This window comes from Archangium sp. (genome assembly GCF_045802675.1).
Classification (GTDB): Bacteria; Myxococcota; Myxococcia; order Myxococcales; family Myxococcaceae; genus Archangium.
In genome coordinates, this window is sequence record NZ_JBJMQO010000027.1 from 60,566 (window position 1) to 82,110 (window position 21,545).

General features: G+C 69.8%; 19 protein-coding genes. 7 read left to right on the forward strand and 12 right to left on the reverse strand.

What is annotated here, in order from left to right; all coding sequences use genetic code 11:
- The first annotated feature begins 316 nt into the window (after positions 1-316).
- From ACJ8AN_RS08410 to ACJ8AN_RS08430, 5 genes are all read left to right on the forward strand, one after another.
- On the forward strand, positions 317-2,035 hold the full coding sequence (locus tag ACJ8AN_RS08410) for a methyl-accepting chemotaxis protein (protein ID WP_407754738.1): 1,719 nt from the start codon (positions 317-319) through the stop codon (positions 2,033-2,035).
- A gap of 2 nt (positions 2,036-2,037) precedes the next feature.
- Positions 2,038-2,637: a chemotaxis protein CheW gene (locus tag ACJ8AN_RS08415; protein WP_407754739.1), complete on the forward strand. Its 600-nt coding sequence runs from the start codon at positions 2,038-2,040 to the stop codon at positions 2,635-2,637.
- A 14-nt stretch (positions 2,638-2,651) separates the two neighbouring features.
- The gene (locus ACJ8AN_RS08420; protein ID WP_407754740.1) at positions 2,652-3,026 is read left to right on the forward strand and encodes a PleD family two-component system response regulator; all 375 of its coding nucleotides are present in this window, start codon (positions 2,652-2,654) and stop codon (positions 3,024-3,026) included.
- 192 nt (positions 3,027-3,218) lie between these two features.
- Entirely contained in the window at positions 3,219-4,859 is a 1,641-nt protein-coding gene (locus tag ACJ8AN_RS08425; protein ID WP_407754741.1) for a chemotaxis protein CheA, read from the forward strand.
- A 141-nt stretch (positions 4,860-5,000) separates the two neighbouring features.
- Positions 5,001-5,759, forward strand: coding sequence for an SDR family oxidoreductase (locus ACJ8AN_RS08430; protein ID WP_407754742.1), 759 nt, complete (start codon positions 5,001-5,003; stop codon positions 5,757-5,759).
- 3 nt (positions 5,760-5,762) lie between these two features.
- Here the strand turns inward: ACJ8AN_RS08430 and ACJ8AN_RS08435 are convergent, their stop codons facing one another.
- The 3 genes from ACJ8AN_RS08435 to ACJ8AN_RS08445 form a co-directional block, all read right to left on the reverse strand.
- Complete coding sequence (locus ACJ8AN_RS08435) at positions 5,763-6,797, reverse strand: site-2 protease family protein (protein ID WP_407754743.1); 1,035 nt, start codon at positions 6,795-6,797, stop codon at positions 5,763-5,765.
- 113 nt (positions 6,798-6,910) lie between these two features.
- Entirely contained in the window at positions 6,911-7,513 is a 603-nt protein-coding gene (locus tag ACJ8AN_RS08440) for a superoxide dismutase family protein (protein ID WP_407754744.1), read from the reverse strand.
- Positions 7,514-7,600: 87 nt separating this feature from the next.
- Complete coding sequence (locus ACJ8AN_RS08445) at positions 7,601-9,205, reverse strand: N-6 DNA methylase (protein ID WP_407754745.1); 1,605 nt, start codon at positions 9,203-9,205, stop codon at positions 7,601-7,603.
- Positions 9,206-9,345: 140 nt separating this feature from the next.
- On the opposite strand from ACJ8AN_RS08445, the gene ACJ8AN_RS08450 reads away from it, so the two are divergent.
- Positions 9,346-10,173 carry a hypothetical protein gene (locus tag ACJ8AN_RS08450; protein WP_407754746.1) on the forward strand — a complete coding sequence of 276 codons (828 nt, stop codon included), beginning with the start codon at positions 9,346-9,348 and terminating at the stop codon, positions 10,171-10,173.
- Between the two features lie 19 nt (positions 10,174-10,192).
- A complete protein-coding gene (locus ACJ8AN_RS08455; protein ID WP_407754747.1) occupies positions 10,193-10,876 on the forward strand; it encodes a hypothetical protein in 684 nt (227 codons plus the stop codon).
- 18 nt (positions 10,877-10,894) lie between these two features.
- Here the strand turns inward: ACJ8AN_RS08455 and ACJ8AN_RS08460 are convergent, their stop codons facing one another.
- The 9 genes from ACJ8AN_RS08460 to ACJ8AN_RS08500 form a co-directional block, all read right to left on the reverse strand.
- The gene (locus tag ACJ8AN_RS08460; RefSeq protein ID WP_407754748.1) at positions 10,895-11,905 is read right to left on the reverse strand and encodes a hypothetical protein; all 1,011 of its coding nucleotides are present in this window, start codon (positions 11,903-11,905) and stop codon (positions 10,895-10,897) included.
- Positions 11,906-11,939: 34 nt separating this feature from the next.
- Positions 11,940-14,573, reverse strand: coding sequence for a type VI secretion system ATPase TssH (gene tssH / locus ACJ8AN_RS08465; protein ID WP_407754749.1), 2,634 nt, complete (start codon positions 14,571-14,573; stop codon positions 11,940-11,942).
- A gap of 48 nt (positions 14,574-14,621) precedes the next feature.
- Entirely contained in the window at positions 14,622-15,662 is a 1,041-nt protein-coding gene (gene tssG / locus ACJ8AN_RS08470) for a type VI secretion system baseplate subunit TssG (RefSeq protein WP_407754750.1), read from the reverse strand.
- A complete protein-coding gene (tssF, locus tag ACJ8AN_RS08475) occupies positions 15,626-17,377 on the reverse strand; it encodes a type VI secretion system baseplate subunit TssF (RefSeq protein ID WP_407754751.1) in 1,752 nt (583 codons plus the stop codon). The genes tssG and tssF overlap by 37 nt, the downstream gene beginning before the upstream one ends.
- Positions 17,378-17,387: 10 nt before the next feature.
- Positions 17,388-17,786, reverse strand: coding sequence for a type VI secretion system baseplate subunit TssE (tssE, locus tag ACJ8AN_RS08480; protein ID WP_407754752.1), 399 nt, complete (start codon positions 17,784-17,786; stop codon positions 17,388-17,390).
- A gap of 62 nt (positions 17,787-17,848) precedes the next feature.
- On the reverse strand, positions 17,849-18,340 hold the full coding sequence (gene tssD, locus ACJ8AN_RS08485; protein WP_407754753.1) for a type VI secretion system tube protein TssD: 492 nt from the start codon (positions 18,338-18,340) through the stop codon (positions 17,849-17,851).
- Positions 18,341-18,454: 114 nt separating this feature from the next.
- Positions 18,455-19,936 (reverse strand): type VI secretion system contractile sheath large subunit, encoded by a 1,482-nt coding sequence (tssC, locus tag ACJ8AN_RS08490; protein ID WP_407754754.1) that lies wholly within the window; start codon positions 19,934-19,936, stop codon positions 18,455-18,457.
- A 22-nt stretch (positions 19,937-19,958) separates the two neighbouring features.
- Entirely contained in the window at positions 19,959-20,468 is a 510-nt protein-coding gene (gene tssB, locus ACJ8AN_RS08495) for a type VI secretion system contractile sheath small subunit (protein ID WP_407754755.1), read from the reverse strand.
- 86 nt (positions 20,469-20,554) lie between these two features.
- Positions 20,555-21,545 (reverse strand): type VI secretion system domain-containing protein (locus ACJ8AN_RS08500; protein ID WP_407754756.1); only part of this gene is annotated, 991 nt, incomplete at its 5' end.

Consider the following 21,545-nt stretch of genomic DNA (forward strand, 5'->3'; position numbering starts at 1 on the left):
GAGGACTTTCGACGCCATCCTCCAGGCTGGCTCTCAGGAGCTGGCTCCCCCCTTTGCTTGGAGCCCAGACAGTTCTCTCGGCAAGAGCATGCCCGCCTGGCCCCAGGAGAGGCCGGGGTGGCGGCTGGTCCCCCGCTCGCCCGATCCATTCTCATCGAGAGGGGCCCGTGTGATGCTTGATGCGGGATGAGCAGGGCTTCCACGAAGGCTCCTCGGGGAAGGCTCCTGGGGCCGGTGCCGGCGGTGGTGGCCGCGTTGCCACGCGGGCTCCGCGCGCCAACCAAAGGGTGAAGTCACAGTGAACTGGTTCCGCAACTTGAAGGTTGTCACGAAGCTCACGCTCGGATTCGGGCTGCTCGCCGTGCTGGTCGTGTTCGTCGGCATGCAGGGCCTGCGTGCCATGGCGCAGACAGACGCGAGCCTCAAAGAGATACACGAGCAACACGCGCTCGGCGTCGTGAAGCTGCTCGAGGCGGACGTGCACATGCTCCACATGTCCCGCACCGTTCGCAACATGGTGCTGGATGTGGGCACGGCGCGGCTCGCGAATCGGACCGAGGAGCTCGAGACGAGCCGGACGCAGTTCGAGAAGTCATTCGAGGCATACCGGCGGACGATCCCCGGCTCGGATCCGGTCCAGCAGCTCAAGGCCGCGGAGGTGGAGAAGCTCCTGGTTCAGCTCCGGAGCGAGCAGCAGGACGTCGTGCAGCTCTCCGCGAGCGGGCGGCTGCCCGGGTTGCTCGCCACGAGCAAGGATCTCTACGTCGATGCGGGTGTGAAGGAGGTCCGCGCGGTCGAGAACCAGATCGAGGAGGTCATCAAGGAGCTCGAGACGCACAAGTTCGCGGCGATGGAACGGTTCGTGGAGCAGTCCAATGCGTCGTACGAGGAGCTCAGGCGGTTCGTCCTGGGCTTCATCCTCGCCGCCACCGTCATCGCATTTGGGAGCGGACTGCTCACGACGGTGGTGATCTCGCAGCAGCTCGGCGGGGAGCCGGGATACGCGGCGGAGATGGTGCACAGGGTGGCGAACGGAGACCTCACCGTGAAGGTGGAGACGAAGGCGAACGACAGGACGAGCCTCCTCTTCGCCCTGAAGGAGATGGTGAGGAAGCTCTCCGAAACGATGGCGGAGGTGCGTCTGGGGGCCGCCACGCTCAGCGCGGCCTCGGTGCAGGTGTCGGCTTCCTCGCAGAGCCTCTCGCAGGGCACCGGCGAGCAGGCCAGCAGCGTGGAGGAGACCACCTCCAGCCTGGAGCAGATGACGGCCACCATCACCCAGAACCGGGACCACAGCCGGCAGATGGAGCAGATGGCCGTGAAGGGCGCCAGGGATGCCGAGGAGAGTGGCCGGGCGGTGACGCAGACGGTGGTGGCCATGGGCTCCATCGCGGAGAAGGTCTCCATCATCGAGGAGATTGCCTACCAGACGAACCTGCTGGCGCTCAACGCGGCGATCGAAGCGGCCAGGGCGGGGGAGCACGGCAGGGGCTTCGCGGTGGTGGCCACCGAGGTGCGCAAGCTGGCCGAGCGCAGCCGGACGGCGGCGAAGGAGATCAGCGGGCTGGCGACGAGCAGCGTGAAGGTGGCCACGCGCTCGGGGCAGTTGCTGGAAGAGCTGGTGCCCGCCATCCGCAAGACAGCGGACCTGGTGCAGGAGGTGGTGGCCGCCTCCAACGAGCAGGCCGACGGGGTCGTCCAGATGAACAAGGCCATGCTGCACGTGGATCAGGTGACGCAGCGCAACGCCTCGTCCGCCGAGGAGCTGGCCACCACCGCCGAGGAGCTATCCGCCCAGGCGGAGGCGCTCACCCAGCTGGTGTCCTACTTCCGCGTGGAGGACGGCCACGAGCGCGGCGTTCGCATGCGGCCCCCTCCCCGGGCGGGAGGAGCACTCCATGGGCAGGCGCCGTCCATGGCGCACGCGCTCGGGGCCGCGGCGAACGCCCACGGCCCCGAGGCTCCCGCTCCCCGTCCCGCCGGCCAGGCCCCGCTCACGGGCGAGGACCGTGAGTTCAAGCGCTTCCAGGTGTGACCATGAGCGAGAACACTCCTACCGCGCCCACGCAGTACCTCAGTTTCTTCCTCGCCGGGGAGGAGTACGCCCTCGGCATCCTGCAGGCCCGGGAGATCATCGAGTACGACACCGTCACCCGAATCCCAGGCGTACCCGCGTGGGTGTGCGGGGTGTGCAACCTCCGCGGGAGCGTGGTGCCCGTCATCGACCTGTCGGTGAGGTTGGGCATGCCGCCGGCCACCCTCAGCCGGTGGAGCTGCATCGTGGTGGTGGAGGTGACGCTCGGTGGCGAGCGGGTGGTGCTGGGGCTGCTCGTGGACTCCATCGGCCAGGTCATCGAGCTGGCGGCCGGGGAGGTGGCGCCGCCGCCGGGCTTCGGCACGCCGGTGAAGGTGAACTACCTGCTGGGCATGGTCCGGTCGGATGCGGGGCGCAAGTTCGTCCTGTTGCTGGACCTCGACAAGGTGCTCGGCAGCGAGGAGGTGCTGTCGGCCGCGGCCCTGCTGCCCCCAGCGGAGAGCTCCGTCCAACCCCCGGCATCGCCGCCTCTCGAGGAGGGCCCGCGAGACTCCTCGGATGCGTTGCGGCCCCAGGCCGATGCGGCCGCAGCTCGCGAGTAACTGTCGGAGAGCCCATGTCTCAAAAGAAGAAGATCCTCCTCGTCGATGATTCACGGACAGTCCTGTTGATGCACCAGCTGCTACTGGCCGACCGTGGCTACGAGGTGCTCACCGCACGCGATGGGCAGGATGCCATCGACAGGGCCCTCTCCGAGCGCCCGGACATCATCTTCATGGATGTCCTCATGCCGCACATGGATGGCTTCGCCGCCTGCCAGGAGTTGCGCGCGCACGAGAGTACGCGCCACATCCCCATCATCATGGTCACCACCCGCGGCGAGCCCCAGAACGTGCAGCGGGGTTACGAGAGTGGCTGCTCCGACTACATCACCAAACCCTTCAATGACAATGAGTTGTTGAACAAGCTCGAGCGGTATCTCAGCCAGTAGCGCGGAGGAGAGCGCGGATGCAACGAGACGAGCAGGGGGGCGCCCCCGCCATGCCAGAGCACCCGGAGCACCTCATCGAGGCGACGGACCCTGGCCTCTTCGAGCTGCTGGAGACGCAAGGAAGCCTGGCCCTCCACCGTGCCCGTTGCCAGACCGCCGGGCCGTCGCTGACAGAGGGCTCCAGAGGGCCACATGCAGAGTGAGCGTGAGCTCATCATCGAATCCTTCAGGTCGGAGACAGAGGAGCTGCTCGCCGAGATGGAGGCGGAGCTGCTGTCCTTCGAGGCCCACCCGCGGGAAGAGCCGCTGCGGACCGTCTTCCGCGGGGCGCACACGCTGAAGGGCCTGGCGCTGGCGCTGGGGTTCCCGATCCTCACCGACTTCGTTCATCGCGTGGAGGACGTGCTGGAGGCGCTGGTGGAGCGGCGGAGGCTGGCGACCGGGGAACTGGTGACGCTGCTGTTGAGCGCGGTGGACCACCTGCGCGGACTGGCGGCGGCCGCGGTCTCCGGAGAGGAGCGCATGCCGCCAGGCGCCCGGCGGTTGCTGGAGCAGTTGGGAGCGCCCGGACTGGCGGTGCCGGTGGGAGTCGAAGGAGCCCCGGAGGAGGTCCGCCGCGTGCGCTCGCTCCGGGTGGACGTGGAGAAGCTGGACCGCATCGCCAACCTCACCAACGAGCTGGCCAGTGCCCGAGGGCGGCTCACGCAGGTGCTGGCGAAGAGCACGGCCGCGGAGGCCCTGGCGGTACACCTCGAGGCGGAGCGGCTGCACCTGGAGCTGCAGGAGGAGGTGAAGCGGGTGCGGATGGTGCCGGTGGGTCCACTCTTCCGGCAGAACCTGCGTGCGGTGAGGGAGCTGACAGGAGCCCAGCACAAGCGGGCGCGGCTGGTGTTGGAGGGAGAGGACGTGGAGGTGGACACCGCGCTGGTGGAGGGGTTGCGCGAGCCGCTGCTGCACCTGGTGCGTAACGCGGTGGACCACGGACTGGAGCTGCCGGAGGCACGGCGCGAGGCGGGCAAGGAGCCTCATGGGACCCTGGTGCTGCGCGCCTTCCACGAGCCGGGGATGCTGGTGGTGCAGCTCTCCGACGACGGCCAGGGCCCGCGGTACGAGCGGCTGCGGGAGAAGGCTCGCGCGCTGGGGCACGACGCCGGGCGGATGACGGCGGAGGAGTTGGCGGAGCTCGTCTTCCTGCCGGGGCTGTCCACCGCGGAGGCGGTGACGGAGGTGTCCGGACGCGGGATGGGCATGGACGTGGTGCGCCGCGGCGTGGGGGCCCTGCGGGGCACGGTGACGCTGCGCGGCGAGGAGGGACGAGGCACCACGGTGACGCTGCGAGTACCGCTGACGCTGGCCAGCATCCAGGGTTTCACCGTGGGCGTGGGCGAGGAGATCTACGTGCTGCCCCTGGAGGCGGTGCGGGAGTGCCTGGAGCTGCCGGCGGAGCGGCGCGGGCAGTCCGGTGGCGGCGTGCTGGATCTGCGCGGCCAGGCACTGCCCTACCTGCGGCTGAGTGAGGTGCTCGGTGTGCGGGGCCCTCGGCCGGAGCGCGAGAGCGTGGTCGTGCTGGGGCACGGCGAGGGCCTCGCCGGGCTGGTGGTGGACGAGCTGTATGGCGAGGGCCAGTGCGTCCTCAAACCGCTGGACCGGCTCTTCCGCCACCCGCCAGGTGTGTCCGGCTCCACCCTTCTCGACGATGGGCGCGTGGGGCTCGTTCTGGATGTGCCCTCCCTCTTGAAGGAGGCCGTGCAGCGGATGGAGCCTGGGAGGAAACCCTCCGCACTCCCGGGCTACGAGGCCCGTGGTTCCCGCCCGGGCCCGGCGAGCAGGTGAGGCTGGAGGGCATGACGGTGACGGTGCTGGCCGCGAACCTGGAGCTCTCGACCATGACGGGTGGGTGAGTCTGATAGGGATATGTCCCGGAGCCCGGGCGTGAGGCCCGAGGCCCTTCATCCAGCAGCACAGGGGGACGACATGTCCACGACGCAGCGTCTGGCTCACAAGAAGATCGTCATCACGGGCGGCTCCACCGGCCTCGGTTTCGCCACCGCGCGGGCCTTCATTCAAGAAGGAGCGCGGGTCATCATCACCGGCAAGAACGAGGAGCGGCTCGCGGCGGCGGCCCGGGAGCTCGGGGCGGCCGCCATCCCGGTGCTCGCCGACGTGCGCAAGCTGGAGGACCTCGACGCGCTGGCCCGGCGGGCGAAGGAGGCCTTCGAGCACGTCGACGTGGTGTTCGCCAACGCGGGTATCGGCGGGATAATGCCGCTCGAGCACGTCACCGAGGCGTTCTTCGACGACCTCTTCGACACGAACGTGAAGGGGCTCTTCTTCACGGTGCAGAAGCTGGTGGGGCTGCTGAAGCCGGGCTCCAGCATCATCCTCAACTCCTCGGCGGTGAACGAGAAGGGCGCGCCCGCGAGCACCACCTACTTCGCCACCAAGGCCGCGGTGCGCTCGCTGGCGCGCACGCTGGCCTCCGAGCTGGGGTCTCGTGGCATCCGCGTCAACGCGCTGAGCCCGGGCATGGTGCCCACCGAGTTCCAGGGGAAGATGGGCGTGCCCCCCGAGGTCATCGAGGGCTTCTACAGTGCGCTCAGGGCCACCACTCCGCTGGGGCGCCTGGGCCAGCCCGAGGAGATCGCCCGGGCCGCGCTCTTCCTCGCCAGCGACGACTCGGCCTTCATGACGGCCTCGGAGCTGCTGATAGACGGTGGCTACCGGGACGTGTGAGCGTCACGGCGTCTCGGGCTGGCTCACGGTGCCAGGCGTGGAGTCCGGGCGTCCCAGCTTCGGCGCCCACGCCAGCATCATCAATCCGATGAACAGGCTCACGAACGCCGCGAGCCACAGGCCAGAGAGCGCGACGCTCGCCAGCGCCGAGGGCGGACGTTGGGGCACGCGCTGGTGGAGCTCGCGCATGGCCCGGGCCCGTCCCTTGTAGGCCTCGGCCTCGTGCTCGCCGCTCGTGCCCACCAGCTCGAGCGCGCCGTGGTACAGGGCCCGAGTCGACGCGTCGTCGAGCCGCGATGGCTCGGAGGACATCTCCGGTTGGGCCGAGCGCAGCGCGTGCACCTGCCGCAGCAGCCGGGCCTGGCGCCCCAGTCCCATCACGTTGAAGAGCCCGACGGCGGCCAGCAGCCAGGCGTTCATCGCGAGCGCCACGCCCACCAGCGCCAGCGAGGTGAGCAGGGTGAAGGCGAGCTCCAGGTAGCGATGCCGGCTGAAGAGGAGCAGCTGGAAGAGCCGCCCTCCATCCAGGGGCACCATGGGCAGCAGGTTGAAGCCGTTGATGGCCAGGAGCATCAGCCCCAGCTCCCCGAGCAGCGTGGACTTCGTGGCGATGGAGAAGCCCATCACCACGCACCCCAATATGATGCCGGGCACGGGTCCCAGGAGGAGCACCAGCGCCTCCTTCCAGCTCTCCGCTCCCCGGTTGCGCCCGGACACGGCCGCGCCGAAGAAGGGGATGAAGAACATCTTCACGTCCTGGAAGCCGAAGAGCCGCATTCCGGCCCAATGCCCCAGCTCGTGGAAGAGCAGCACCGTGACGAGCACCATCAGTCCGCGGACGTTGTGCTCGCGGCTCGCCGAGAGCACGAACAGGGCGAGCGTCCCCACCAGGAGGAGTCCTCCATTGCCGGGGCGCTCCGGGGCGAGGAAGGCCTCCCGGGCCCGCTGGTACTCGAGCTCCTCGGGCGGTGCGGCGGCGGCGATGGGGGCGGGTTGCTCCTCCGCCACGGGGAGGGAGGAAGGGGCCGGGTCGTTCATGGCGCGGTGCAGCTTAGCCCGCCCCGCGTGGTTCTCGCGCCTCTCCCCCTGACCCGGAGCAGGGCCGGGCCGAGGTGTTTCACCCCGAGTCCGGCCCCGTTCCGCGCGTGAAGCTACTTCTGCGCCTGCACGAGGCCGCAGGCGATGCGATCACCCGCGTTGCCAGCGGGATCGGTCTTGTAGTCGTCCGCGGTGGCGTGGACGACGACGGCCGCGCCATCCGCGTCCTGCAGGTCCTTCAGCTTCAGGCCGTGGGCGAAGAAGTCGAACTGCGCCTTGCCGTCGGCGCCCACGTAGAGGTTGGGCAGGTCGCCCTCGTGCTGGCCCTCGGAGGCGAGGATGCCGTGCTTCTTCTTGTCCGGGTTGAGGTGGCCCCCGGCGGTCTTGAAGGGGGCCTCGCACTTGCCGGTCTCGTGGATGTGGATGGCGTGCTCGCCCGGCGGGAGGTTGGCGAGCGAGCCCTTCACGAGGATTCCGTGCGGCGTCTCGGTGAGCGTCACCTGCCCGAGGGAGGCGCCCTTCGCGTCCATCACATTGGCGGTGGCGGTGGCGCCACCCGCCGCGTTGGCCATCTCGGCGGTCTTCTCGTCCTTCTTGGCGGCGGTCTCGTCCTTCTTGGTGGCGGCCTTCTCCTTGGCGGCGGGGGACTTGCCCTGGGCGAGGGCAGGGCCAGCGAGGCAGAGGACGGCGGCGGTCAGCAGCGCACGGGTCTTCATGTACGTGTCTCCTTCTCTGCGGGAATTCCCGATTCCGGACTTTCGGAACGAGAGTGAAGGTGGACACTAATGCGCCGGGCACATTCCTCAAGGCTGGAGAGCAGCCAGGGGTACGGACACAACACGAGAGGCGCCATAGATGGGGGCCCAGCGCTGCTGCACGTCAGGACCGTTGAGGAAGCGCACGAGTGCCTGGTAGGCGGCGAGCGGGCCGCCGAGCCGTTCCGCCCAGGCCAGCCCTCGGGGGGAGAGGTTGGGGACGAGCGGGCCGAGCCCGGCCTCGGAGGAGATGACGCGGGTGAGGTCGAGGCCCTCGTCACGCACGCGCTGGGGGACGAGCAGGGGCGCGAAGCGGGCGTGCCGGTGGTCGTGCACGCAGCCCTCTTCCTCGAGGAGCGCGGCGGAGAGGGGCAGCTCGCGCACGTTGAAGAGGAGCTTCACGGCGCCGCGATGCGGGTCCCACGGGCCGCGCAGGCGGTGGTCGCCGCGGGGGATGAGGCGCCGGTCGAGGTAGCAGAAGGCGCGGGCCTCGGGGGGGAGGGTGCCGCGGTGGCGCGCCCCGGCGTAGCGGAAGAAGGGGCGCACGCAGGCGGGATCCACGGTGAAGGGCGGACCGTCCTTCAAGGCGCGCAGCTTCGGCAGCAGGGACTCGGGAATGGAGTGCTCGAGGGCGAACGCTTCGAGTGATTCCAGAGGTGTACGAGCGAAGTGCTCGAGCCGCTCGAGGAGCCGGCGCGGATCCGAGTCCACGAGCAGCTCATCGAAGCGGGTCTTCACACCCGGAAGACTGACGGGAAGGAGCGTATCGAGTGGCTCCCCCTCGGAGCGCCAGCGGGCATCGAGCGCGGCGGCCTCGGGAGGAGTGGGCGCGAGACGCCACTCGGGGGCCTCGGGGGAGAACGGAGTCAACCTCCCCTCGCCCTCCGGGAGAGGGACGGGGTGAGGGGAGCGGGAGAACACGGGTTGAGCCCGCGGCTCCGGAGGAGAGGTCCACACGGTGATGCACGTCCTCACCTGCGTACCCGCGAAGGCACCCGGTCCGAGGTCCACGACCTCACGCAGCGACAGCATGCGCAGCAGCGCGTCGCGAAGAGGCGCATACAGAAACGCGTCAATCAGACTCGTGGGCGTGATGAAGGCGAGCACGCCGGGGCGCGAGGAGAGCCGGTGGGCGGCGAGCAGGAGGAAGAAGGCGAAGTCATCGCGGAGGCTGGTGCCGGGAGGAAGCGCGAGGGGCAGCAGCGCGCGCAGCCGGGCATAGGCCTCGCGGTCCTTCAGGAGCGAGGAGGTGCCGTTGTAGGGGGGATTTCCAATCCACACCTCGCGGCGATCCGGGGGGAGACTCGCGAGCAGGGGCTCGAGCCCGCCGCGCAGGGCATCTCCCACGCGGACGTCGGCGCCGGGCACGCGGGCCTGGCAGGCGAGCGCCACTTCAGGGGAGAGCTCCAATCCGGCGAGGTGTGCCTCGGGGCGGGCGCGGGCGGCGGCGGAGAGGAAGGCACCGGCGCCACAAGCGGGGTCCACGAAGGCGAGGGGCCCGTCCCCGGCGTGCGAGAGGGCGAGAGCCAGCGTGCGCTCCACGAGCGGGGCGGGGGTGTAGAAGGCACCCATCGCGCGCCGGTCGAGTCCGGGGAACTGGTGGACGAGCGCCTCCTCATCGAGGACGGGCGGCGCGGTGGGGGCTCGCGGCACGGGCTCATCCTACTCCGGGCGGCTTTCCTTGCCGGGCCTCGCCGTAGCAACATGCCGGCAGGAGCTCCATGCCGCCACCGCCGCAGAAACCAAAGGGTCCCACCCGGGGTGTGCCGCTGGGGGCTGATGATGAGCCCACGGTGATCGAGCCGCGGAAGCTGGTGCTGCCCCGCCCGCCCGCGCGCGGTCGCGGGGGTGACGACTTCGAGGAGGTGCCCACCAACCCGGGGCGTCCGGCCTTTCCCAAATCGGGCGCGAGCTCCTCGAGGCCGTCCCTGAGTGGTGAGACGACGAGCCCGGGCAGCCCGGCCTTCACGGGCGTGGCCCCCGAGGTACGCCAGAGCCGCTGGCACGATCGCTCCGCGGCGCCTCGGGGCGTGCTGCCGGCCGCGGCGGTCCTCAAGGGCCTGGACGAGGCGCTCCAGAAGGCCACGCAGTCCAAGGAGGCGGTGGGGGTGGCGCGCGGGCAGCTCAAGGCGGACTGGCTCCCCCTGCTGCGCCAGGTGGTGGAGCAGTCGGGTGGAGACGGGCTGGACGCCTACGTGACGCAGCTGTTGTCCCCGCCGGGCCGGCAGGCGACGACGCCCCTGGTGGCGGAGCTGGCCGCGGGCATGGAGCGGCTGGAGGCGGCGCCGGATGCGAGCACCCTGCTCGCGGTGGGGCGGGAGCTGCGCGCGGTGGTGGCGCGGGTGCTGGAGTCGCCCACGCCGAGCCCCATCTCGCTCGAGCTGCAGGAGCGCGAGCTGGACGGCCGTATCGACGTGGACACGCTGCTGTCCGTCCGCTTCGCCTCGAACGCGGAGCTCACCGAGCGGCGGGCCCGGGCGGACAAGAACCTGGAAGACCTCCGGCAGCAGATGCGCGCACTGTCGGGGCTGCAGCCGGACGGGTTGTTCTCCAACTTCGCCCGGGTGAAGGTGGAGAAGCGTGTGATGGATGCCGAGGCCCGCCGCCGTGGCGGGCGCTGACAAGAGGAGGGGCAGCGCGATGGAAGGGGTGCAGAGGCTCGTCGCACGTCGTGTGGAGAAGGTGCTGGATGCGCTCGCCGCCCAGGTAGCGCGCGGCCGGGCGGGGGAGGACGTCCCCAGCTTCAACCTCACCCTGCATCTGGCGCAGGGGGTGAGGCTGTCGGGCGTGTTGCTGGACTACCTCCCGCGCGAGGCCATCCTCCTGGCGTCGGCCAGGGAGGGGCTGCTGTCGCGCAGCGAGTCGGTGACGTACGTGGAGTTCTCCTCGATCATCGCGGTGACGGTCGAGTCCCCGGCGGTGCTCCACCAGGTGCCCTTCCTGCTGCGGCCGGCGCTCAACCGGGAGGATCTGCTGCGGCACGCGGACCGGCTGGCCCATGGCCTCACCGAGCAGTTCTGGCCGGGCGAGCAGAAGCTGGGCGGAAAGCCGCTGAGCTTCGAGGTGGACTGGGTGGAGCTGGACACGGAGCCGGGGCGGCGCGCGCTGGAGGACGCGATGAACGCGGTGGCGTACGCGCTGCGCCTCATCGGCAAGGAGCCCAACGGGCGGGACAACCTCAAGCGCATTGCCCGGGTGACGTTCGCCAGGGGCCGCAACACGGTGGCGGCGCTCGAGGGCGACACGGGCCGGGTCTCGGTGGATCCGGCGGCTCCCGTGCCGCCCGCGCAGGCGTTGCGCAAGGGACTGGCCGCGGGCCTGTAGAGCCCGCGGCACCCCGGGTCAGGGGATGTTCTTCACGGTCGCCCTGGGAGCCTCCTTCGGGGTCTCCTTGGGCGCCGGGGCCGCGACGAGGGGCTGGTCGGCCACGGGTTTCGCACCCGCGGCCACCTGCAGCTCCACCATGCGGGCCCACAGCGAGGGCGTGGTGCCCACGAGCACGTTGTCCTCCACGGTGAGCTTCCGCTCGTTCTGGGCGCGGCGGTAGAGGCGCTCGGGGATGGCGGGCTGCTTTGGATCCGAGTCGCTCACCGACACCTGCTCCTGGACGACGATGGCGTCCGGGTTGAAGACGAGCGTGGCCGTCAGCTCGAACTTGCGGCGCAGGCCGCTGGGCAGCTCGAAGATCTGCTCGCGGGCGAGCGGGAACCAGCCGGCGCCCAGGCAGGCGCGCTCGGAGTCGGACACGGCCTCGGAGAAGAAGCGGCCGCTGCGCAGCGGGAGGATGCGGGCGGCGCGGCGGCACACCCGGGGCTCCTCCTGCGTGCACGCATCACCCTCGGCCACGAGCACGTCCGTGGAGCCCACGTGCTCCATGCGCAGCTTCACGTTGTCCGTCATGCCGCGCAACGAGCCCAGGCCCCGGATGACGAAGCCCAGCTTGGTGCGCTCCACCAGGGCCACGGGGCCGAGTCCCTCGCCATTGTCGAAGCGCCGGGTGATGGCCCACACCAGCCGCTCATTGGCCTGGGTGGTCTCCAGGATGAGGTCCGTCTCGTCCAGGCGCTCCTTGGGCGGGAGCGGCTTGGGCTGGGGGCCGGCCTCGCGGCACTCGTCCGCCGAGGGCTCCTCCCACGCCACGGGCGCGCCCGAGCAGTCCACCGGGGGACGGGGCGCGGCGCCGTGCTTGGGGTCGAAGCCATGCAGCAGCAGGCTGAACCACGTGTCGGGGGTGGGGTAGGAGGCCTCGTGGGCGCCGACCACGGCCTCGCACAGCTTGGGTTTCGGAACAGTGGCGCAGCCCACGAGCGGGGTGGTGAGAGCCAGGGCTGCGACCAGGAGTCGTCGTTTCATCATTTCCTCGGGGGGCCTCCCAGGGGGCCAGTACCTATGCCTCAGCGAACCGGATGTCCCAACCCCCCTCGGGGTCGAGCGAGATGCTCAGCTGGCGGGGAACCGAGCCAGCGGCCATGCGTTCCAGCAGCTCGCGCGAGATGGCGGGCATGAGCGAGCCCTGGAGGATGTGCTCCACGTTGCGCGCGCCGGTCTCGGCCTCGGTGCAGCGGCGGGCGAGCTCGTCGAGCAGCTCGGGGGCGAGCGTCGTCTCCACGCCGTGGGCCGCGCGCAGGCGTCCCACCAGCTTGGAGAGCTTCATGGCGACGATCTCCCGCATGATGTCCGAGCCCACGGGGGCGTAGGGGACGATCGTCATTCGCGCGAGCAGCGCCGGCTTGAAGTGTTTGCTGAGGGCGGGGCGCACCTTGGCGATCATCTCCTCGGCGGTGGGCGTGGCGCCCGTCTCGTGCATCTTCATGAGAACGTCCGAGCCGAGGTTGCTGGTGAGGATGACGACGGTGTTGCGGAAGTCGACGGCGCGGCCCTCGCTGTCGTTGAGCACGCCCTTGTCGAACACCTGGTAGAAGAGGTTCATCACCTCCAGGTCGGCCTTCTCGCACTCGTCCAGGAGCACGACGGAGTAGGGCCGCTGGCGCACGGCCTCCGTGAGCAGACCGCCCTCGCCGTAGCCCACATAGCCGGGCGGCGAGCCGATGAGGCGGCTCACGGTGTGCTTCTCCTGGAACTCGCTCATGTTGAACGTCGTCATGAAGCGCTCGCCGCCGTAGAGCACGTCGGCCAGCGCCAGTGCCGTCTCCGTCTTGCCCACGCCGCTGGGGCCCACGAAGAGCAGCACGCCAATGGGTGTGTCCGGGTTGCGGATGCCCGCCTGGGAGATGCGGATGATCTCCGCCACCTTGCGCAGGGCCGCCTCCTGGCCGCGCACGCGCTCGGTGAGGCGCTGCTCGAGGCTCAGCACCGCGGTGAGCAGATCGCTTCGCATCTTGCCCACGGGGATGCCCGTCCAGCTGGCCACCACGCGCGCCACGATGTCCGCGTCCACGTCCGCGTGCACCAGCGGCTCCTCGCCGCGCACCTGCGCCAGCTTCGCCGAGGCCTCATCCACCCTGGCCTTCAGGGGGGCCTTGTCCGCGTCGGCCGGAGCGGAGCGCAGCGCCTTGCGCGCCTCCATCAGCGCGGTCACCGCGGCGCGCTCCGTCTCCCACCGCCCTTGCAGCGAGGCGAGGTTGTCGCGCACGGCGGCGAGCTTCCCGCCCAGCTCCTCCACCACCGAGGCATCACCCGGGTGTCCCTCGGCGATGTCCCGCTGGCGCGCGTCGCGCTCGCGCTCCAGGGCCGAAATCTCCTGCTCGAGCGCCACCAGCTCATCGGGCTTGGTGGACAGCTCGATCTTCACGCGCGCGGCGGCGGTGTCGATGAGGTCCACGGCCTTGTCGGGCAGCTGGCGGCCGGAGATGTACCGGCTGGAGAGCTTCACCGCCGCGGAGATGGCCTCGTCGCGGATGGTGACGCCGTGGGAGGCCTCGTAGGTGGGGCGCAGGCCGCGCATCATCAGCTCGGCCTCCTCCACGCCCGGCTCGTCCACCTTGACGGGCTGGAAGCGCCGCTCGAGCGCCGCGTCCTTCTCGAAGTACTTCTTGTACTCGCCCCAGGTGGTGGCGGCGATGGTGCGCAGCTCGCCGCGCGCGAGCGCCGGCTTGAGCAGGTTGGCCCCGTCACTGCCGCCCGCCGCGCCACCCGCGCCGATGAGCGTATGGGCCTCGTCGATGAAGAGGATGATGGGCGTGGGCGACGCCTTCACCTCGTTGATGACGGACTTGAGGCGGTTCTCGAACTCGCCGCGCACGCCCGCGCCCGCCTGAAGCAGGCCCAGGTCCAGGCCCATCAGCTCCACGTTCTTCAGCGCGTCGGGCACCTCGCCCTTCACGATGGCCCAGGCCAGGCCTTCCACGAGGGCCGTCTTGCCCACGCCCGGCTCGCCCACGAGGATGGGGTTGTTCTTCCGGCGCCGCGAGAGGATGTCCACCATCTGCCGGATTTCCCGGTGGCGGCCGAAGATGGGATCGATCTTCCCCTGGCGCACGCGGCCGGTGAAGGACGTGGCGAAGCGCTGGAGCGCCTCACCGCCGGCCGCGCCCTGGCCGGACGCCGCGGGCGAGGCCCCACCGGCGACGGACTCGGGGCCCACCTCCACCGTCTCCGGCGAGGGCCGCAGCACGGCGTCCAGCGCGGCCATCAGCTCGTCGCGCGAGATGCTGTCCAGCTCGGGGAAGAGCTCGGCGGTGTAGCGGTTGCGGCGGGTGACGAACTGGGCGAAGAGCGCCCCGGAGCGCAGGCGGGTGGCGCCCTGCTCCACGGAGGCCATCAACCAGGCGTCCTCGAACCACTGGAAGAGCGACTCGGAGAAGACGGGCCGGCCGGCGTTCCCGGCGCGCAGGCCCTGGATGGCGCGCTCCATGCTGGCGGCCAGCCGGAGCCGCTCCACCTGGAAGTGCTGCAGCAGCCGGGCGACGTCCGAGTCCTCCGCCTCGAGCATCTGGGCGAGCATGTGCTCGGGCACGATTTCGTAGAAGCGCCCACCGCTGGCGCGCGCGACGGCGGCCTCCAACGAGCGGGTGGCCGTGGGCGTGAGGCGGCGGACGAGGGCTTTGGGTTCGACTCGCATGGCGGCACCCTCCAAGAGGGGACAGCGGAAAAGGTTTCAGTTCGCGCTTCAGACGACCGGAATGGTGAGGCGCACCTGTTTTCCCTTCCCCAACCAGGTGTCCCGCCCCAACTGCGCCGACTGCGTGCTCGACAGGTTGAACGTCTGGGTGACGCCTTCCGTCAGGCCCAGCTCGAAGTCGTACTCCAGGGGATCCTTCAGGAACAGCTTCACCACCTCGCGCGCCTGGATGAGCAGATCTCCCCCGGGGAGCATCCGCCGGTACAGGGTGGTGGGCAGCGGCTCGATGTGGATTCTTATCTTCCCCATCCGATCATAGGCCTTGCCGCCCAGCACGGTGTTCTTGCCGAGGATGTGGTTGTTGCGGCCCAGCTGCAGCCGGGCGTCGATGTCCACCCAGCGGCCCACGAACTGCTCCACCCGCACACGGGCGCCCTGCAGCTCGTCGCCGAGCACGTCCTCCAGGGCGGCCTCCAGCTTGTCGGCGGTGCGGGCGCGCGAGTCCAGCAGCGGGACGATGCGCAGCAGCCGCCGCAGGGGCAGCCTGGTGGCGCGGTGGTCCTCGTAGGTGTCGAAGCCCGCGAGCGCCAGCAGCCGGCGCGACCACTGGTCGGTGTTCTGCGAGTTGGACTCGCTGGTGACGCGGTACTTGGACTCGATGCGGTAGAGAAGCGACAGCAGCCGGTGGTGGAAGAGGTCCAGGAACTCCCGGCGCACGGCCTGGTCCGGGTCCTCCTGGGCCACCTCCTCGGCGATGTACATCGGCAGCGGGCTCACCCCGCCGGTGAGGCCGAGGAAGTGCGTCACCACTTCGAAGAGGGGCCGCCGCTCGTGGGGCTCCTCGACGCGCACGGGCACCCGGCGCAGCGTCACCTCGCTGACGTCTCCCGAGGAGAAGCCCAGCGAAGGGTCGTGCCGGAAGCGGATCATCTCCTCGTTGACGGGGCCGACGCTGCCCACGCGAGCCGCCTCGGCCGTCAGCCGCTCGAGATAGGCCACGAGCTGGAAGAAGCCCAGGTGCGGGGCCAGGCCGGCGAGCCGGCGCGAGACCTCTACAAGAGCTTCAGGATGCCGTTCCTCGGGAGCCATGCGAACTCGGTCTGCGAGGGCTGGAGCCGGATGGCCAGCTCGTTGAAGGAGTTGAGGGTGACGTGGGAGGCGAGCAGCTCATCCAGGATGCAGCCGAAGAGGAAGGCATCCCCCACGCCCATGAAGTTCGTCTCGTCCAGCTCCACCAGCGTCTGGTTGCCGCGGATGGGAGTGCCCTCGAGGAAGCGCGTGAGGGTCTTGGTCTCCACGTTGCGGATGGCGTTGATGCGCAGGCGGCTGGCGCGGGCGGCGAGGTTGTCCGCGAGCGCCTGGAAGTTGTACAGGTCCAGCAGGCGCCGCAGCGCCGCGGAGTCCGCGATGGAGTGCTGGTTGATGGCCAGGTGCGAGAGCAGCCGCCAGTGCAGCTCCGTGCCCAGGGGCGCGCGGGCCGGACGGCTCACCGGGGTGATGTTCTTGAATTTGGCGTTGGTGGGCGAGGCCGGGGTGGACTGGGTGATGTCGCCCACCTGGAGCCGCGCGGGCAGCGAGCGGTTGGTGCAGGTGAGGTCGATGGACAGCACCTCCTCGGCCCCGAGCGTGGGCGCCACGTCGCGCGGCGTCTCCAGGGTGAGGTACGTGTCGATGCCGTCGTCCACGGGCGAGTGGATGCGCCGCAGGCGGTAGAAGGCCGGCTCGGCGCCCTCGCCCTGGGTGTGCTCGAACTCGTGGAAGGGCTTGTAGGTGCGGCGATCGCTGCGTCCGGCCGTCAGCCCCGTCACCGAGTCCACGGAGTACACCTCCGCGTGCTGGGGCTGCAGCTCCGAGGCGCGCACCAGGTGCTCGCGGCCCAGGGCGTGGTGGAAGAGGGGATTGGCCGGGGCGCGGAAGAGGTTGATGACCGGGGCGCAGTGCAGGCGGAACATCTCCCGCGTAATCCGCGCGTCCAGGGGCGGCGGGCGCTCCAGGTGGAAGGAGATCTCGAAGCGCTCCTCCAGCGCGGCCGTGGCCGTTTCCAGGCCGTGCACCTCGAAGAAGAGGAACTTCTCCGGCAGGGTGAAGTACTCCTGGAGCAGCCGGTAGCCGTCGAAGGCGCGGGGCCAGGGCAGCAGGCGGAAGTCGCGCGCGAAGCCCACCGGGCGGATGCTCTTCTTCGGGTCGAGCACCACCTCCTGGCCGCTGGTGGTGCCGCGCACGCGCACCATGCGGCAGTAGCGCAGCAGCCACAGCAGGATGAGGGCGCTGGCGGACATCTCCCCGTGGATGAAGAGGCGCAGGCCGTGGGGCTTGCCCAGCTCCTCGCGGCCCTGCTCCGTCGTCTGGAAGAAGAGGCGCAGCACCGGCGAGGACACGCTCGAGCGGTCCAGCACGGCGTCCTGCACGCTGAGCGGCAGCAGGTCCACGTCGTGCGTGGTGCGGAAGACGCAGCTGGTGCCGTCCAGGGGTGTGGAGGCCACCTCGGCGCCCGCGGCGATGCGCGAGCGGCCGCGCAGGGCGCGCATCTGCGGCGAGAACTCCACGATGGAGCACGCCGGCACCGGGCGCAGGTAGTGGGGCAGCAGCAGCTCGGTGAGCCCCTGCACCATCTCCGGGACGTCGTCCTCCACGCGCTCGCGGATGCGCGCGGTGAGGAAGGCGAAGCCCTCCAGCAGCCGCTCCACGTCCGGGTCCGCGCCTCGCTCGACCAGCAGGCCGGCGACGCTGGGGTTGGCCAGCCCGAAGGCCCGGCCCATCTCCCGGAGGTAGCTGAGCTCGCTCAGGTAGTACTTGCTGAACATCCTCGCCCTTTCACCAGAGGTCCACCCGGCCGCCGGGCTTGAGCTGGGTGTGGAAGCGGACGGTGCCGCGCGCGTCCTTGAGGTTGAGCTGCGCGACGATTTCGAAGCGCAGGGCCGTCGGGTCCTGCTCGTCGGGGACGTGTTGGACGACCACGTTCTTCAGCCGCGGCTCGAACTCCTGGATGGCCGTGCGGATGGACTGCTGCATCCTCGGGATGGCCGCCGGGAACAGGTGGATGATGTCGTTGAAATCCATGATGCCGAAGCCGGGGGCCGCGGCCGCTTCACCCTTGCGGGTGTTGAGCATGACCCGCAGGTGCTCGGCGATGGCGGCCACCGCGTTGCCCCGGGGCGCGAGCGCGCCGTGGCTGCTGGAGGCCAGACGTGTCAGGAGTCCTCTCTCGGCCATGGCGTGCGGGCGTTGCTCCGGAGCGCCCGCGCTTCACACGGGCGCTCCGCGAGCGGAACGGACTAGCGCTGGGTATCCCAGGTGTCGGTGTGCGTCACGCCGCCGTTGGTGATGGTCCAGTCGATCGTGTGGAACACGAAGGTGACCGTCTCCATGGCGGGCAGGTTGGTGCTGGCCGGCACGAAGCTGTCCGGCACGTTCTGCTTGATGCTGTTGATGCGGCCCTTCTTGATGGCGATGGTGTAGAACTGCTCGGTGGTGCCATCGCCGGTCGGGTTGGGGCGGAAGAACTTGAACTGCGCCTCGATGACCTGATTCTCGCACAGCGCCTTCATGAGCAGCGGCGAGGACTTGTCGATGCGCTTCACGATCGTCATCGGCGGGTACTGACGGCGGCCCGTCGCGAGGCCCGAGCCGGACTCGCGCGCGGTGATGACCTCGTGCTCGAAGGACACGCACTCGATGGAGCCCTCACGGCCCAGGCTCGTCTGGGTGCTGTCGCCCTTGATGTCCGTGCCGTTCGCCTTCAGGTACAGGTGTACTGTCTCAGCCATAAGCCACCTCGGTGTGTGCGCCGCATACGGCGCGGAAGACCGGGCCCCTCGTCGGGGGCCCGGCGTTGATGGAGCCCGCAATCAGCGAAACCACGCGTCACGGGTGCGACGGGCTCACTCCTTGTCCAGCTTGCCCACCAACGACAGGGTGAAGGAGGCGCCCATGTACTTGAAGTGCGGGCGCACCTGCAGGCTGCAACGATACCAACCGGGCTGACCCTCCACGTCCTCCACCGTCACGCGGGCGGCGCGCAGCGGGCGGCGCGAGCGCACGGCGGGCGCCGGGTCGTCCATGTCGGCGATGTACTGGCTCAGCCACTGGTTGAGCTCGCGCTCCAGGTCCGAGCGCTCCTTCCAGCTGCCGATCTGCTCGCGCTGGAGCACCTTCACGTAGTGCGCCAGGCGGGTCATGATGAACATGTAGGGCAGCTGCGTGCCCAGGCGGTAGTTGGTCTCCGCCGCCTTGCCCTCCGGCGTGCTGCCGAAGAACTTGCCCTTCTGGGCCGAGTTGGCCGAGAAGAACGCCGCGTTGTCCGCGTCCTTGCGGAACACCAGGCCGATGAAGCCCTCCTCGCTCAGCTCGTACTCGCGCCGCTCGGTGAGCATCACCTCGGTGGGAATCTTGGTCTGGATTTCCCCCATGGCCTCGTACTGGTGCAGCGGCAGCATCTCCACCGCGCCCCCGGACTGCGGGCCGATGATGTTCGGGCTCCAGCGGAACTTGGCGAACGAGTCCGCCACGCGGGTGGCGAACGCCGTGGAGGCGTGGCCCCAGAGGTAGCGGTCGTGGTGGCCCACCACCTCCTCGTTGAAGTTGAAGGCCTTCACGGGGATGGACTTCTCACCGTAGGGCAGCCGCAGCAGGAAGCGCGGCATGCACAGGCCCACGTAGCGCGCGTCCTCGCTCTCGCGGAACGAGTGCCACCGGGCGTACTGCGGGCCCTCGAACAGGCTCTTCAGGTCCTTGAGGTTGGGCAGGTTGAGGAAGTTCTGCTCGCCGAACATCTCCGGGCTGGCGTTGGCGATGAAGGGCGCGTGGGCCATGGCGGCCACGGACGCGCACTTGCGCAGCAGATCGATGTCCTGGGGGCCGGGGCCGAAGTCGTAGTTGCCCAGCAGCAGGCCGTAGGGCTTGCCACCGAACACGCCGTACTCGTTGGAGTACACCAGCCGGTACAGGCCGCTCTTGACCACCTCGGGGGAGTCCTCGAAGTCCTTGAGCAGGTCCTCCTTGGAGACGTTGAGCATCTCCACGCGGATGTTCTCGCGGAAGTCCACGCGGTCCACGAGGAACTTGAGCGAGCGCCACGAGGACTCCAGCTTCTGGACCTCCTGGTGGTGCATGATCTCGTTGACCTGGGCGGTGAGGCGCCGGTCCACCTCGGCGATCATCGCGTCGACGAGCGCCTTGTCCACGCGCTCCTCGGAGCGGTTGGGGGCCAGCATCTCGGTGATGAAGGCCTCCACTCCCCGGCGGGCGACGTCATAGCCCTCGTCCTTGGGCTTGATCTTCGCCTCGGAGAGGATCTCATCGAGCAGGGAGGGCGAAACGGCCGCCGCGCCCGCGGCATTCTGGGTCTGGGTCTGGGTGCTCATGGCTCACACTCTGGCGGCTGGACTACTTCTTGGAATCACCGTTGGCATCGCTCTTGAGGCCGAGCTCGTCGATGAGGCGCTTGCGGCCCTCGTCGTCGGAGAGCATGGCCTGGAGCTTCTTGCGGAAGGCCGGCACGTTGCCCAGGGGGCCCTTGAGGGCGTTGAGCGCGCCGCGCAGCTCCAGGAGCTTCCGCAGCTCGGGCACCTGGTTGACGATGCTCTCGGGGGCGAAGTCCGCCAGGCTCTTGAACTCCAGGGACACCGGCAGGCTCACGCCCTGCTCGCCGGACAGCTTGTCGTCCACGGAGATGCTCACCTTGAGGTTCTGCTGCGACATCACCTCGGTGAAGTTCATCTTGTCCACGTTGATGGGGGCGCGATCCTCCAGCGGACGGTCATCCTGCCGGCCGGTGAAGTCACCCATCATCAACATCTTCAGGGGCAGCTCGACCTGCTCCTGCATGTTGCCCGTGGCGGGCTTGTAGACGATGTTGACGCGCTCGGTAGGGGCGACAGAACTTTCTTTGCTCATCTGCTGCTCTCTCCTCTCGGGTGAAGCGGTGGGTACGGGGGCTCGTCGCCGGGTGAAGCGTGTCCGTGGAGGCTTGCTGCCCGGTGTCAGGGTTGAACGCGCAGGGCGGCAGCGGGGTCGAGCTGAGCCAGGCGACGATAACGGATCCAGAAATCTCCTACCAGACCGTCGTGTGACTCTTTGACGGCGATAACACAAGTGAGGAATCCCTCGAGGCACGCGGCGGCGAGCGCGGGCTCCCAAGAATCGAGAGATTGAGCCGTGCACTCCGCATCGAGCACCTCGTAGAGCGCACGGGCCATGGTGAGTTGTCCGGCCTGGGCGCACAGGCGCGCCAGGTGCAGCCGCGCGACGAAGCGCGCGCGAGCGGTGGGGGCCGCGGCGAGCCGGGCCTGGAGCTGCTCGAGGGTTTCTCCCTCGGGGGAATCACTGCCGGCGGGAGCCTCGAGCTCGCGGGAAAGAGGCGCCGCGACGACGGGCCGTGCCGCGGCGGCGGGCCTGGCGAGCACCTCGCGCTTCAGCCATTCCTGGGTGGCCTTGTCCGCCATGGCCGAGCCATCCGACGCCACCAGCTCCACCACCGCGGGCATGCGTTTGAGCAGGTGGCCCAGCTCCCACAGCAATGCCTCACGCGCGGGTGCATGGGTGGGGCCAAGCGATGCCAGGGCATGGGCACTGAAACGTTGCAAGTCCAGCGCAAAGCGATACTGCACCAGGGCGGATTCAGCCTCGTCAATTAATTCCAGCCATCGGGAATTGGCTGTGAGGGTTTCCAGCTTGGTGCGAAGCGTGGCGGGCAGCGGCGGGAGGGAGCTTCTGCCATTGGCGCCGTGAGGCGGCGGCTGTGAGATGTGCAGCCACAAGCCGGTGCGCAGCAGCCGGTAGGCGAGCGGGTCGGCCGGGCTGGCCCGGCGCAGCACCCCGGAGGCACTCACCAGGGAGGAGCCGATGTTGCGCAGGTAGTCCGTGGCCGCCTCGGCGCTGGCGAGCTCGCCGGTGGGAGCGGAGGGGAGCTGGGCGGCCAGGGCCGCGACGGCGGCGGCGGACACCGCGGGAGCCGGCGCGGCGGGGGCGGGC